The 14134-nt window shown below is 73.2% G+C and carries 10 protein-coding genes and 2 pseudogenes; 5 read left to right on the top strand and 7 right to left on the bottom strand.

From position 1 onward, the window contains the following. Positions 1 to 218 precede the first annotated feature (218 nt). Positions 219 to 851 carry a helix-turn-helix domain-containing protein gene (locus tag ACN265_RS06685; RefSeq protein ID WP_421411398.1) on the top strand — a complete coding sequence of 211 codons (633 nt, stop codon included), beginning with the start codon at positions 219 to 221 and terminating at the stop codon, positions 849 to 851. A gap of 181 nt (positions 852 to 1032) precedes the next feature. Here the strand turns inward: ACN265_RS06685 and ACN265_RS06690 are convergent. Together ACN265_RS06690 and ACN265_RS06695 are read right to left on the bottom strand one after the other, a co-directional pair. After that, a pseudogene (locus tag ACN265_RS06690) lies at positions 1033 to 2214 on the bottom strand (hypothetical protein); the annotation flags it as partial. Positions 2215 to 2337: 123 nt separating this feature from the next. Further along, positions 2338 to 2772: pseudogene (locus tag ACN265_RS06695) on the bottom strand (hypothetical protein); the annotation flags it as partial. Between the two features lie 35 nt (positions 2773 to 2807). Here ACN265_RS06695 and mptB (ACN265_RS06700) point away from each other — a divergent pair. Both mptB (ACN265_RS06700) and mptB (ACN265_RS06705) read left to right on the top strand, forming a co-directional pair. Next, positions 2808 to 4250, top strand: a complete 1443-nt coding sequence (gene mptB / locus ACN265_RS06700) for a polyprenol phosphomannose-dependent alpha 1,6 mannosyltransferase MptB (RefSeq protein WP_421406401.1) — start codon at positions 2808 to 2810, stop codon at positions 4248 to 4250. 13 nt (positions 4251 to 4263) lie between these two features. Then, positions 4264 to 5760: a polyprenol phosphomannose-dependent alpha 1,6 mannosyltransferase MptB gene (gene mptB / locus ACN265_RS06705; protein WP_421406402.1), complete on the top strand. Its 1497-nt coding sequence runs from the start codon at positions 4264 to 4266 to the stop codon at positions 5758 to 5760. Between the two features lie 16 nt (positions 5761 to 5776). Here mptB (ACN265_RS06705) and glnA read toward each other — a convergent pair whose 3' ends face one another. Beyond that, positions 5777 to 7201 (bottom strand): type I glutamate--ammonia ligase, encoded by a 1425-nt coding sequence (gene glnA, locus ACN265_RS06710; protein ID WP_088644628.1) that lies wholly within the window; start codon positions 7199 to 7201, stop codon positions 5777 to 5779. Positions 7202 to 7520: 319 nt separating this feature from the next. Here glnA and ACN265_RS06715 point away from each other — a divergent pair, with 319 nt between their 5' ends. Next, positions 7521 to 7931 (top strand): RDD family protein, encoded by a 411-nt coding sequence (locus ACN265_RS06715; protein WP_204927878.1) that lies wholly within the window; start codon positions 7521 to 7523, stop codon positions 7929 to 7931. Between the two features lie 101 nt (positions 7932 to 8032). Here the strand turns inward: ACN265_RS06715 and ACN265_RS06720 are convergent, their stop codons facing one another. The 3 genes from ACN265_RS06720 to lipA all read right to left on the bottom strand — a co-directional run bounded on the left by ACN265_RS06720 (position 8033) and on the right by lipA (position 11588). Beyond that, positions 8033 to 8722 carry a DUF4191 domain-containing protein gene (locus tag ACN265_RS06720; protein ID WP_421406403.1) on the bottom strand — a complete coding sequence of 230 codons (690 nt, stop codon included), beginning with the start codon at positions 8720 to 8722 and terminating at the stop codon, positions 8033 to 8035. Positions 8723 to 8799: 77 nt separating this feature from the next. Next, positions 8800 to 10323, bottom strand: coding sequence for an NAD(P)/FAD-dependent oxidoreductase (locus ACN265_RS06725; RefSeq protein ID WP_420116487.1), 1524 nt, complete (start codon positions 10321 to 10323; stop codon positions 8800 to 8802). Between the two features lie 215 nt (positions 10324 to 10538). Then, positions 10539 to 11588, bottom strand: a complete 1050-nt coding sequence (lipA, locus tag ACN265_RS06730; RefSeq protein ID WP_204927875.1) for a lipoyl synthase — start codon at positions 11586 to 11588, stop codon at positions 10539 to 10541. 358 nt (positions 11589 to 11946) lie between these two features. Here lipA and aspS point away from each other — a divergent pair, with 358 nt between their 5' ends. Then, complete coding sequence (gene aspS / locus ACN265_RS06735) at positions 11947 to 13233, top strand: aspartate--tRNA(Asn) ligase (protein ID WP_421406404.1); 1287 nt, start codon at positions 11947 to 11949, stop codon at positions 13231 to 13233. A 505-nt stretch (positions 13234 to 13738) separates the two neighbouring features. Here the strand turns inward: aspS and ACN265_RS06740 are convergent. Next, complete coding sequence (locus tag ACN265_RS06740; RefSeq protein ID WP_357932373.1) at positions 13739 to 14131, bottom strand: VOC family protein; 393 nt, start codon at positions 14129 to 14131, stop codon at positions 13739 to 13741. Between the last annotated feature and the right edge of the window lie 3 nt (positions 14132 to 14134).

Genomic DNA, 14134 nt, shown 5'->3' on the forward strand with positions numbered 1-14134 from the left:
CACTGCCTCCCTACGGGCGGGTCCGTCCCGCCGGTGCTCCGGATCGTCCGCCCGGCTCACCGTACTGCCAAATTTTGTTGCCGGAATGGCAAACTGGTGCGGTGACCGACGATCACAGCGACCAGCTGGCTGCACCCCGACGAGCCGGCCCACCCCCGGCGCGCGACGAACCCGGGCGGGCCGTGGCGGGCCAGGGGCCCGGCCCGGGGCAGTGGACGGTGCCGGGCGACACCGGCGTCACCACCGAGGAGGAGGTGCTCACCACCGTCGGGCCGCGGCTGCGGGCGTTACGGCAGCAGCGCGGCGTGACGCTGAGTCAGCTCGGCGCGGCGACCGGGATCTCGGTCAGCACCCTGTCCCGGCTGGAGTCCGGTGGCCGGCGGCCCACGCTGGAACTCCTGCTCGCCCTGGCCCGTTTCCACCGGGTGCCGCTGGACGACCTGGTCGGTACGCCGATGATCGGGGATCCCCGGGTCCACCGCCGTCCGGTCGTCCGGCACGGCGTCACCATCGTGCCGCTGACCCGCCGCCCGGGTGGCGTCCAGGCGTACAAGATGACGTATCCGCCGCAGGTGCCGACGGGGGAGCCGACCCCGCAGGTGCACGAGGGGTACGAGTGGCTCTACGTGCTCTCCGGCCGGATCCGGCTGCTGCTCGGCAGGCACGACCTCACCCTCGACGCCGGTGAGGTCGCCGAGTTCGACACCCGCACCCCGCACTGGTTCGGCAACCCGTTCGACGTGCCGGCTGAGATCCTCAGCCTCTTCGGCCCCCAGGGCGAGCGCCTGCACGTCCGCGCCCGCCCCACCGCCCCCTCCGCCACCCCCACCCCCACCACCCGACCGAGTTGATCAAGAGGTTTGCGTCAGGTGAACCGTGGCGGATGACGCAAACCTCTTGATCACTCGACCCGGACGGGGTGGTCTGCGGTGATCAAGAGGTTTGCGTCAATTCCAGGCGGCGGGGTGACGCAAACCTCTTGATCAACCCGAGCAGGTGCGGGACGGGGCGCGGGGGTGGGGTGGGGGCGGGTCAGGTGTGGAGGGTCCAGGTGCCGGCGCGGGGGACGGTGACCAGGGTCCAGGGGCCGTCGGGGGTGACGGTGGCACCGGGTGAGACGGTCAGCCAGCGGGAGTGACGGACCCGGACCGGCACCTGGCCGGCGGCGGTGGTCCGGAACGTCAGCGTGGCGGCGTCCTGCCCGACCAGCACCCCGGGCGCGGCGACCAGGGGCGTCGGGTCGGTCACCGCGTACAACCGCCAGTGCCGGTCCGACCAGACCTCGGTCAGGTACGGCAACCCCGCCCCGACCAGTTCCGCCTCGGCCCGGCCCACCCAGGACAGCGGCGCGTCGGCGACGGCGACGTACTGCACGGCGTACTCGTCCAGCCAGGCCCGGTAGCTGTCGGCGGTCAACGGCACACCGGTGCCCCCGGCCCCCGGCACGGTGGTGAAGAACAGCGGGTTACGCCCGATGTCGACCTGGCGCAGCCAGCCCCGGGCCAGCGGCACCTCGCCGAGCTGCGCGGCCTCCCAGTAGTTACGGGTCGGCGGCACCTCCACCCGCCCGGTGAGCCCGCGCCGGCCCAGCTCGGCGGCGAGCGGGGCGAAGTAGCTCCGGTCGGCGGTCGGATCGTCGGCGCTGCGGACGTCGGCGGCGACCACCGGCGGCAACCACCAGCACACCACCGCCAGCAGCACGGCCAACGCCACCGCGCCGGTCCCGACGGACAAACTGACCGGCGGGACCGGTCGGGTGGCCCCGCCGGACCCCGGGGCGGCCCGGCGGCGGGACAGCCGCGCGGTGAGCCGGGCGGGTGGCCGGGCGGCGGCGGCCAGCACCGGCAGCGCGAACATCGTCACCAGGCGGGTCGCGTTCAGCCCGACCGGGGTGTGCACCAGCGCCGCCGCCAGCACCCCGCCCGCCGACAGCAACGCCCCCACCCGCACCGGCCGGTACGCCACCACCGCCGCCACCAGCAGGCTGACCGTGACCGACCGCAGGGTGTCGGAGCCGCTGATGTTCATCCAGCCGCCCTCGCCGAACAGCAGCCCGGTGACCCCCAGCGGCACCGCCGCCGCGACCCCGAGCAACAGGCCGTCGGCCCATCGGCGGGTGACCAGCAGCGCCACCCCGACCAGGCCGACGAACAGACCCGCCACCGGGCTGCTCGCCGACGCCAGCGCCGCGCCGGCCACCGCCAGGACCGGCCGGCCCCAGCGCCCGCCCCGTGCCCAGCGCCCACCCCGGCCGCCCGCCCCGCCCTGGTCGCCCGCCCTGTCCTGGTCGCCCGCCCCGTTCCGGCTGGCTGGCGCGGAACTCGGCCCGTCCGGGCCGCGCCGGTCGGCCGGCAGGGTCAGGGCGAGCAGGGCGGCCAGCCCGAACGCCACCCCGAGGGCGTAGGTGACCCGGCCGGAGACCAGGTTGCCGGTGATCGTCAGCACCCCGACCAGGCTGCCGAGCAGCGGCCGGGGCACCCGGGTACGCACCAGCAGGGCGGCGAACGCGGCTGCCGAGCCGACCAGCGCCAACGCCCCGGTCAGGCGCACCCCGAGGGTCGCCATCAGCGGCGGCGAGACCAGGCTGTAGCCGAGCGGCGTGATGCCGGCGTACCAGCGCAGGTCGACCAGGGCCCAGCCGTGCCCGGCGAAGAAGTCGGCGCGGGCCACCTGGGCCGACAGGTCCGACCCGAGCGGGGGCAACGCCAGCCACACCCCGGCGAGCACGGCGGCGATCACGGTGGCCGACCCCACCACCCTGCTGCCCCGCATGCCCACCTCCGGTCCGCGCCCACGCTACTGGCAGCATGACGGACGTGCCTCACCACCTGTCCCGCTGGCTCGGTCTGTCCGGTTCGGTGCTGCTCGCCATCGCCGCGTACCTCGGGGGCGCGCTGCCGGGGTCGGAGCTGCGGCCCACCCCGGTCAGCATCTGGCAGAGCCGGCACGGGCCACTGATCATCGTGCTCTGGCTGGTCGGCACCGGGCTGCTGGCCTGGGCGTGGTGGACCCTGCGCGACCGGGTGCCGTCGACCCGGTGGGCGCTGGTCACCGCCGGGCTGTGGGTGCTGCCGCTGCTGGTCGCGCCGCCGCTGGCCAGCCGCGACGTGTACGCGTACTCCTGCCAGGGCGCGAGTTACGCGGCCGGGATCAACCCGTACGAGCAGGGGGTGTCGGCGCTGCCCTGCCCGTGGATCGACACCATCTCCTACATCTGGCGGGACACCCCCGCCCCGTACGGGCCGCTGTTCGTGATGATCGCCGGGGCGGTGGTACGGCTCACCGGTGGCCTCGACCCGGACACCGCGCTGACCGTCAACATCGCCCTGTTCCGGCTGCTCGCCGTGGCCGGGGTGGCGCTGACCGCCGCCTGCCTGCCGACGCTGGCCCGGCGCTGCGGCGTGCCGGTGCCCCGGGCGCTGTGGCTGGCGCTGGCCTCGCCGCTGGTCGGCGTACACCTGGTCTCGGGGGCGCACAACGACGCGCTGATGATCGGCCTGCTGGTCGCCGGCCTGGCCGTGGTGGCGGCCAACCCGGGCCGGCGCTGGCCGCTGCTGGCCGGTGGGGTGCTGCTCGGGCTGGCCGGCGCGGTGAAGGTGACCGCGCTGGTGGTGGTGCCGTTCGCGGTGCTGGCCGCGCTGGTCGGGCCGTACCGGATCAGGGCGCTGTTGCGCGACGGCCTGCCGGTCGCCGTCGGCGCGCTGGTCGCGGTGGCCGGCGCGACCCTGGCGGCGGGCCTGGACTTCGGGTGGATCGCCGGCCTGGAACAGGGCGGCCTGGTGATCGCCTGGACCTCGCCGCCGACCGCCGTCGGGCAGACCGCCGGCTACGTGGCGGCCCTGTTCGGCGCGGACGTCGACGCGCTGCCGGTGACCCGGACGATCGGCATGCTGGTGCTGGCGGTGCTGCTGGTCTGGCTGTGGTGGCGGGCCCGCACCCGCGACCCGCTGTGGCACGCCGGCCTGGCGCTGGCCGCGACGGTGGCCCTCGCGCCGCTGTTCCACCCCTGGTACTGGCTGTGGCCGATGGCCGTGCTCGCCGCGACGACCCACCTGTCGACCCGGTGGTTCGCGCTGGTGGCGTTGGTCTCGTCGTTCCTGGTGCTACCGGACGGCACCGGGCTGCCCCGGTTCACCAAGATGCCCGGCGCCCCGCTGATGACGCTGTTGGTGATCGTGGTGGCCGTGCGGTTGGTACGGTCGGCTCGGGCGGGACGGCGACCCGCCACCGTGGATTCGTCCGCCGACTGAGGAGAGGTGGCCGGTGACCGAGGCCGGCGCACCGACCGGGCGGGCCCGCGCGGCGCGCCACCTCGGGCTGACCGGGGCGGTGCTGCTCGCCGTGGCCGGTTGGCTGGGTGGGGTGCTGCCCGAGGTGCCGCCGACCGGCCCGTGGCGCGCGCCGTACGGCCCGGCCGCCGTGAGCTGCTGGCTGGTCGGTACGGCGCTGATGGTGGGCGCCTGGTGGGCGTTGCGTGCCGGTGCCCCGTCGACCGGGTGGGCGTACCGCACCGCCGGGCTGTGGTCGTTGCCGCTGCTGCTCACCCCGCCCCTGGCCAGCCGGGACGTCTACTCGTACGCCTGCCAGGGCTGGTCGTACGCGGCCGGGCACGACCCGTACCGGGTGGGGGTGGCGGCGGCCGGCTGCCCGTGGGTGGACGCGGTCGCGCCGATCTGGCGGGACACCCCGGCCCCGTACGGCCCGGTCTTCGTGCTGTTGGCCGCCCTGGCTGCCGCCGCCGGCGGTTCCCTGCTCGGCACCCTGGTGGTGCTGCGGCTGTACGCGGTGGCCGGGGTGCTGCTGGCGGCGCTGTGCCTGCCCGGCCTGGCCCGTGCCGCCGGGGTGCCCACCCGCCGGGCGGTGTGGCTGGGGCTGGCCTCGCCGCTGGTCGGGGTGCATCTGGTGGCCGGCGCGCACAACGACGCGGTGCTGCTCGGCCTGCTCGCGCCGGGTCTGCTGGTGCTGGTGCGCGCGCCCGGCCGGACCCGGGGGCTGCTCGTCGCCGGGGTGCTGCTCGGGCTGGCGGTGGCGGTGAAGGCGACCGCGCTGGTGGTGCTGCCGTTCGCGGCGTTGACGGCGGTGCACGGCCGCTACACCCTGCGGGCCCTGCTGCGCGACGGCGGTCGGCTCGCCGGGGCGGTCCTGGTCACCCTGGCGGCGGTCTCGGCGCTGTTCGGGTTGGGGCTGGGCTGGGTGGCCGGGCTGGCCCGCAGCGGGGACTCGCAGCAGTGGACGTCGGCGCCGACGGCGGTCGGCTTCGTCGTCGACTACGTCGGTGAGCTGGCCGGTCGCCGGCCGGACGCGGTGCCGGTGACGAGGGCGGTGGGCCTGCTGGCGCTGGTGGTGCTGCTCGCGGTGCTGTGGTGGCGGGCGTGGACGGCGCTGCGCCGGCTCAACGACGTCCGGCAGCGGGTGCACCGGCTGGCGGCGGCCCGACCCCGGGTCACCCTGGGCGCGGCGGGTGCGGCGCTGGCCGCGACGGTGCTGCTCGCCCCGGTCCTGCACCCGTGGTACGTGACCTGGCCGCTGCTGCTGCTCGCGGTGTCGGCGACCCGGACCACCTGGTTCGTGGTGCCCGCGGCGGTGGCGGCCTTCCTCACCCTGCCGGACGGCACCACTGTCGCCCGCTACACCAAGGCGCCCGGCGCGATCGTGATGACCGCGCTGCTGGTGGTGCTGCTGGTCGGTGTGGTGCGGAGCCGGCGCAACGGAACGGGCCGGCCCCGCGGAAGCGGAGCCGGCCCGGCCGGTGGAGCGTGACCGTCGAGGGGGGACCTCAGCAGTCGAAGTACATCGCGAACTCGTGCGGGGTCGGGCGCAGGCGCACCGGGTCGACCTCGTTGGCCCGCTTCCACCCGATCCAGGTGGAGATCAGGTCGGGGGTGAACACGCCACCGTCGAGCAGGTAGTCGTGGTCGGCCTCCAGGGCGTCGAGCACCTCCGGCAGCGAGCCCGGCACCTGCTTGACGTCGCCCCACTCCTCCGGCGGGAGGTCGTAGAGGTCCTTGTCGATCGGGGCCGGCGGCTCCATCTTGCTCTTGATGCCGTCCAGGCCGGCCATCATCATGGCCGAGAACGCGAGGTACGGGTTGCTGGACGGGTCCGGCACCCGGAACTCGACCCGCTTGGCCTTGGCGTTGCTGCCGGTGACCGGGATGCGGGTGCAGGCGGAGCGGTTGCGCTGCGAGTAGACCAGGTTGACCGGGGCCTCGTAGCCGGGCACCAGCCGGCGGTACGAGTTGACCGTCGGGTTGGTGAACGCCAGCAGCGACGGGGCGTGGTGCAGCAGGCCACCGATGTACCAGCGGGCGGTGTCCGACAGGCCGGCGTAGCCGGTCTCGTCGTAGAACAGCGGCTCGCCGTTGAGCCAGAGGCTCTGGTGGGTGTGCATGCCGGAGCCGTTGTCGCCGAAGAGCGGCTTGGGCATGAAGGTGGCGGTCTTGCCGTTGGCCCAGGCCTCGTTCTTCACGATGTACTTGAAGAGCTGGAGCTGGTCGCCGGCGTGCAGCAGGGTGGAGAACTTGTAGTTGATCTCCGACTGGCCGGCGGTGCCGACCTCGTGGTGCGAACGCTCCACGGTGAAGCCGCCGTCGACCAGCCGACGCACGATCGAGTCGCGCAGGTCGGCGTAGTGGTCCACCGGCGGCACCGGGAAGTAGCCGCCCTTGTACGCGGTCTTGTAGCCGCGGTTGCCGCCGGCCTCCTCACGCCCCGTGTTCCACGCGCCCTCGACCGAGTCGATGTAGTAGAACGACTGGTGCGCCGAGGTCTCGTGGCGGATCGAGTCGAAGATGTAGAACTCCGCCTCGGCACCGAAGTACGCGGTGTCGGCGATGCCGCTGGCGGCCAGGTAGGCCTCGGCCTTCTTGGCCACGTTGCGCGGGTCCCGGGAGTAGGCCTCACGGGTGAACGGGTCGTGGATGAAGAAGTTGAGCGCGAGGGTCTTCTGCGCGCGGAACGGGTCGATGAAGGCGGTCGCGACGTCCGGGAGCAGGAGCATGTCCGACTCGTGGATCGCCTGGAAACCGCGGATCGACGAACCGTCGAACGCGAGACCGTCGGTGAAGACGCTGTCGTCGAAGGACTCCACCGGCAGGTTGAAGTGCTGCATCACGCCGGGCAGGTCACAAAAACGTACGTCGACGAACTTTACGTCCTCGTTCTTGAGGTATCGCAGGAGTTCCTCGGGATTGGCAAACACACGTCCTCCTGGCACGTCCACTCCGGTGGCTGGGCTCTGGCGACGCTATGACCGCGGGGTTGCTCGCCCGTGTCTCCAATGTTTCTGCCGTGTTACGCCGCTCGCGGAGCGTCATCTGCGCCGCTCAGTACCCGCCGGGTTGTCCGTTCGGACGATACCGGCTGAAGCACTGTATCGCTTTTCGGGGTGATAAGACCGAATTTGCACAGACTGCGGGAACGCCCCTGCAGTCCACCTGCTGGTCCGCCCCCGAGCCGCCCCGGGGCCGGCGGTGGGCTGCGGGGCGGCCCCGAGACGGTGCTGACTACCCTGGACCACCGTGACGAGTCCGCCCGCCGCGGCACCGGTGCCGCCCGCCACCGACCCCACCTTCGACCCGCCGGGCCTCGGCCGACGGTTCGGCGCCCTGGTGATCGACTGGGTGCTCTGCCTGCTGGTGTCGAACTTCTTCGCCGACCCGGTCCGCGACGGCTGGGCCCCGGTGGTGGTGCTCATCGTCGAGTACGGCTTCTTCCTCGGCCTCTTCGCCCAGACCCCCGGCATGTGGATCACCCGGCTGCGCTGCCTCGACTGGTCCGACGGCGGGCGGCTCGGGATACCCCGGGCGCTCCTGCGTGGCCTGCTCCTGGCCCTGGTGGTACCGCCCCTGATCATGGACGCCCAGCGTCGCGGCCTGCACGACCGGCTCACCGGGGCGGTCGTCGCCGACGCCCCCCGCCCCGCCCGCTGACTCCGGCTCACCCGCCGGCCCCGGCCTGCCCGCCGACCCCGGACACGCCGCGAGCCGGGCCCGACGGACGGGCCCGGCTCGCGGAGGCGTACCAGAGGGGGTCAGCGGCCCCGGGTCTGGCGGAACGCGCGGCCCGGCGGCCGCATGTTCTTGGGAATCGCACCCTTGGGCATCTGCGGGCGGGCGGTGAGCGCCTTGAGCCGCTTGTCGAGGGAGTTGACGTCCTTGCCGTTGAGCGTGCGCGGCAGCCGCATCAGGGTCATCCGCAGCTTGCGGATCGGCAGCTCACCCTCGCCCTGGCCGATCACGTAGTCGTGCAGCGGCGCGGAGCCGATCACCTTGGCCAGCCGGCGCTTCTCCTGGCCCAGCAGGCCCCGGACCCGCTGCGGGTGCCCCTCGGCCAGCAGGATCACGCCGGGCCGGCCGATCACCAGGTGCACCATGTCCATCTGGGTGGTGGAGCTGACCGCCGGGGTGACCCGCCAGTCACCACGCATGCTCTCCATGATCTGCGCCGCCGCGCCGGGCTGCCCCTCGGCGGCGTTCATCATCGCCTTGTTGGACCGCAGGTTGAGCACGACCAGCAGGGCGAGCAGGGCGAGCAGGATGCCGATCGGCAACCAGAGCCAGCCCCAGAGGATCACCGCGACCACGGTCAGCGCGAGCGGGATCAGCACCGCCCCGGCGGCCAGTGGCGCGAACCACCTGTCCTGCTTGGCGGTGAACTTGAACACCATCCCGATCTGCTTCAGCCGTTGGCCGAACGAGACCTTCTCCTGGGGCTTTGCCATGCCGCCGAGTCTAGTGGTCGCCGCCAGGACGGATGATCCCCGGCCGGTGGGCGGCCGGGGCCCGTCCGTGACGGTGGTCAGCCGGTGGGTGAACGGTCCCCGACCGGCGCGGTACGGGGGCGGGGCACCACCGGTGCGGCGCGGCCGGTGCCGGCCTCGCCGCGACCGGCGTGGGCGCCACTGTCGGTGCCGCCCTCCTCGTGGTAATCCTCCTCGACGTTGACCGCCCAGACGTCGTGGTCGGTGCCGTCGAGGATGTTCTCCGCGGCAAGCATCGCGGTGAGCATCGAGTGGTCCTGGTTGTTGTACCGGTGCATGCCGTTGCGACCCACCGGGTGCACGTTCGGCACCGCCTCGGCCAGCCAGCGGCGGATCACCTCGACGGCCTCGGCGTACCCCTCGTCGTAGACCGGGTACGCCTTCGGCATCCGCACCACGTACCCGGTGGTGACCGAGCCGGGGCGGACCAGGCCGAGCCGCTCCAGTTCGGCGGTGCCGAAGGCGACCAGCTCCGGGTCGGGGGTCGACCACAGCTCGTCGCCCTCGTTGACGAAGTACTCCAGGCCCAGGCAGGTGCCGCCGGCCCGGACCATCTCCGGTGACCAGGCGCCGTAGTTCTGGATCCGCCCGACCTGCACCCCGGGGGTGTGCACGTAGATCCAGTTGTCGGGGAAACCGGCCTCGGCCGGCACCACCAGCGCCACGGTCAGGAAGTCCCGGTGCCGCAGCGCGTCGGCGGCCTCGCGTACCTCGGTCGGCGCGGGCGGGTCCATCGCCCGGACCAGGGCCGAGATCGGCATGCTGGAGACCACGTGGTCGGCGGCGATCCGCCGCTCACCGGACGGGCCGTCGACGGTCACCGCGACCGCCCGGCCCTCCTCGCGGTGCACGGTGCGTACCGCCGTCTCCAGCTCCACCGTCCCACCGCCCTTGACCACCAGCTCGGCGCAGCGTTCCCACATCATCCCCGGGCCGAGCCGGGGGTAGCGGAACTCCTCGATCAGGCTGGTCACCTCGGTGCCGCCGCGCTGGGGCAGCAGCGCGCCGCGGATCGCGGCGCCGAGGGAGAGGTTGCGGATGCGCTGGGCCGCCCAGTCCGCCTGCAGCTCCGTCGCGGGGATGCCCCAGACCTTCTCGGTGTACGTCTTGAAGAACATCCGGTACAGCCGGGCCCCGAACCGGGCCGACACCCAGCCCTCGAAGTGGCTCTGGTCGGCCGGCGGACGCACCCGCGCCCACAGGTACGACCCGACGCACCGGCAGGCCTCCCACACGCCGAGGTTGCGCAGCGCGTTGCCGGCCCGCAGCGGGTAGTCGAAGAGCCGACCCTGGTAGTGGATGCGGCTCATCCGGGGCCGCAGCAGGAAGTCGTCGTCGGAGAGCAGCTCGTGCCAGAACGCCTCGACCCGCGACACCTTGGTGAAGAACCGGTGCCCGCCGATGTCGAACCGCCAGCCCTCCCGCTCCACGGTGCGGCTGATCCCGCCCACCACGTCGTCGGCCTCCACCACGTCGACCGGGGCGTGTCGCCGGGTCAACTCGTACGCGGCTGTGAGGCCGGCAGGGCCGGCGCCGATGACAACCGTGTGCGGCTGCGCCATCAAAGACACCACCATCGATGAGTTGCGGGTCAGGGCTGGCGGAATCTAACACGATCCCGGCCTGCCCGGACAGCGCCGTCGAATCGACGCCGAGCTGCGGCCGGACACCTCTTGCGGGTGCGGCCGAGGTCTGGGAAGATCGACACATTCGAATGCCCGGCGGTCGTCGCCGTGGCCGGTGGTTCTCCGCAGGCGTGCCCGGTGGCGTCCCGGGGTCAGCCGACAGTGACCGAGGCGTCCCGGCGGGCCGTCAACGCCTGCTGGTAGAGCCGCCCCGCCCGGTACGACGACCGCACCAGCGGCCCGCTCATCACCCCGGCGAAGCCGATCTCCTCGGCCTCCTCGCGCAGCTCGACGAACTCCTCCGGCTTGACCCAGCGGGTCACCGGGTGGTGCCGGGGGGTGGGGCGCAGGTACTGGGTGATGGTGATCAGCTCGCAGCCGGCCTCATGCAGGTCGCGCAGCGCCTGGGAGACCTCGGCCCGCTCCTCGCCCATGCCCAGGATCAGGTTGCTCTTGGTGACCAGCCCGGCGGCGCGGGCCTGCCGGATCACGTCGAGCGAACGCTCGTAGCGGAACGCCGGACGGATCCGCTTGAAGATCCGCGGCACCGTCTCGACGTTGTGCGCGAGCACCTCGGGCCGGGCGCCGAACACCTCGGCGAGCTGCTCGGGGACGGCGTTGAAGTCGGGGATCAGCAGCTCGACACCGCAGCCGGAACGCAGCGCGTGGATCTGCCGGACCGTCTCGGCGTAGAGCCAGGCACCGCCGTCGGGCAGGTCGTCGCGGGCCACCCCGGTGATGGTGGCGTAGCGCAGGCCCATCGTGGCCACCGACTCGGCCACCCGACGCGGCTCGTCGGCGTCGAACTCGGCCGGCTTGCCGGTGTCGATCTGGCAGAAGTCGCAGCGCCTGGTGCACTGGTCGCCACCGATGAGGAAGGTGGCCTCCCGGTCCTCCCAGCACTCGTAGATGTTGGGGCAGCCGGCCTCCTGGCAGACGGTGTGCAACCCCTCGCGGGAGACCAGCCCGCGCAGCTCGGTGTACTCCGGCCCCATCTTGGCCTTGACCTTGATCCACGGCGGTTTGCGCTCGATCGGCGTCTCGGCGTTGCGCGCCTCGATCCGCAGCATCCGTCGCCCCTCGGGGGCGACCGTCGCGGAGCGCGCTGCCTGCTGGGTCGTCGGCGCGGAGTGCTCGATCGTCACAAAACCGAGCCTACGCCCGACGGCGGCGATCGATGCACGTCGGGCGACCGGCGTCACGTCACGGGTCTTGTGACACCGGCCACCCGGCGGCCGGAAAAGCCCGTTACAGCCCGGTGGGACGGGTGCTAGCGTGCCGGCAGAGCTGTGACGGAGCCGAGTAACGCCCCGATCCGCCAGTGCAGAGAGCCGCCGGTTGCTGGAAGGCGGTCTGACGCCGGGGCGCGAAGACCCTCCCGAGCCGCGGGAAGAACAGCGCGTCCGCGCGCCCAGTAGAGCCCGCCCGGCTGGCCCCGGTGAAAAGGCGACGAATGAGGCTCCCGCCACGGCGGGGGCGAAGGTGTGGTGGCACCGCGAGGTTCCCGCTCGCCCACACCTCCCGGGGATCGCGTTGCGATTGATCGAGGAGGTAACCGCCGTGCAACGCATCCTTTCCGCCCACCTGTCCACCCGCACCGGCACGACCGTGCGGATCGCCGGCTGGGTGCACCGCCGCCGACTGCTCAAGTCGGTGGCCTTCCTGATCGTCCGGGACGCCACCGGCCTGACCCAGGTGGTGGTCACCGACCCGGACGTGCGAGCCGCCGTGACGGCGCTGCCCGAGGAGACGGTGGTCGAGGTGGTCGGCACGGTCACCGCCAACGGCACCGCGCCCGCCGGGGTCGAGCTGACCCACCCGACGGTACGACCGCTCGGCCCGCCCGCCGTGCCGCCCCCGTTCGACCTCTACCGGCCGACGCTCACCGCGACCCTACCCACCCAGCTCGACCACGCGCCGGTGGCGCTGCGGCACCCGACCCGCGCGGCGGCCCTGCGCATCGCGGCGGCGGCGGTGGCCGGCTTCCGGGCCACCCTGGACGCCCGCGACTTCGTGGAGGTGCACACCCCGAAGGTGGTCGCGACGTCCACCGAGAGCGGGGCGAACGTCTTCGCCCTCGACTGGTTCGGCCGGCCCGCGTACCTGGCCCAATCGCCGCAGTTCTACAAGCAGCTCATGGTGGGCGTCTTCGAACGGGTCTACGAGGTGGGGCCGGTGTTCCGGGCCGAACCGCACGACACCGTCCGGCATCTGGCCCAGTACACCTCGCTCGACGTCGAGTTGGGCTTCGTCGAGGACCACCGGGACGTGATGGCGGTGCTGCGGGACACCCTCGCGGGGATGCTCACCGAGGTGGCCCGGCGGGCCGGCGGCGCGGTGGCGGCCCTGGGGCTGACCCTGCCCGACGTGCCGGTCGAGATCCCGGCCGTGCACTTCACCGAGGCGCTGCGGATCGCCGGTGCACCCGCCGACGAACCCGACCTGGCCCCCGCCCACGAACGGGCGCTGGGGGAGTGGGCCCGCGCCACCCACGGGTCGGACTTCCTCTTCGTCACCGGGTACCCGATGGCGAAGCGGCCCTTCTACACCCACCCCGACCCGGCCCGGCCCGCGTACTCGAACGGTTTCGACCTGCTCTTTCGGGGTCTGGAGCTGGTCACCGGCGGGCAGCGGCTGCACCGCCACGCCGACTACCTGGCGGCCCTCGCGGCGCGCGGCGAGCCGGTCGAGCCGTACGCCGGGTACGTGGACGCGTTCCGGCACGGGATGCCGCCGCACGGCGGCTTCGCGATCGGCCTGGAGCGGTTCGTGGCCCGACTGGTCGGCGCGGCAAACGTCCGGGAGGTGACCGCCTTCCCGCGCGACCTGCACCGGCTGACCCCCTGAGCTGCGGTGCGCTACCCGGTGGCCCATCGGTGCCGGCCTTGCGGGGCCGGCCTTGCGGTGGCGGCCCTTGCGGTGGCGGCCCTTGCGGTGCCGGCCCTTGCCGGGGTCACCCGCATGTCGGTCGACGCTGCCGCCTTGGGCGGGTCGAGCACCCTGGGTGACGAATCGGGCTGAGGTCGCCCGCGATCACCCTGGGTGATCGATTTTGGGGGGTGCCGGCGCTGCCCTGCGTCCGAAATTCGCACTCACCCCGCTGAGCAGGACTTCCGCCCCCATCTCCGGCTGCCCCACCTACCTGCCCCTCCACGCTTTGCTCTGCTGCCACCGACGCGACGGTTACCTTCCGCGCTCGGTGCGCCCAGGGCAGCAGAGCAAAGCGTGTGGGGAAGGGTGGGTGGCAGGGGGAGATAAGTGACGCTACGTAGTGAAGGTGAGGTTGTGGGTGCGGTCGCGCACTGTTGCGCTGACCGGTTCAGACCCAAGCTGATGCTTGGTGGCAGCGGGGTCAGGCCGTGCCGAGCAGATCCCAGCGGTTGCCGGCGATGTCCCGGAACACCGCCACCCGGCCGTACGGTTCGGTGCGCGGTGGCCTCACGAACTCAACGCCGGCGTCGACCAGCCGCCGGTGGACGGCGTCGAAGTCGTCCACCTGGAGGAAGAACCCGACCCGGCCGGCCACCTGGTCACCGACCACCGCCTCCTGCCGCTCACCGTCGGCGCGGGCCAGCAGGATGCCGGTCTGCCCACCGGGCGGGCGGACCACCACCCACCGCTTCGGGCGGCCGTCGTTGGTCAGCGACGGCGCGTCCTCGACCAGCTCGAAGCCGAGAATCCCGGTGAAGAACGCGATGGCCGGGTCGTAGTCGGCGACGACGAGGGTGACGAGGTCGATCCGCATCGG

Origin of the sequence: Micromonospora sp. WMMD730, from assembly GCF_049178955.1 — a bacterium.
Lineage (GTDB): Bacteria > Actinomycetota > Actinomycetes > Mycobacteriales > Micromonosporaceae > Micromonospora > Micromonospora wenchangensis.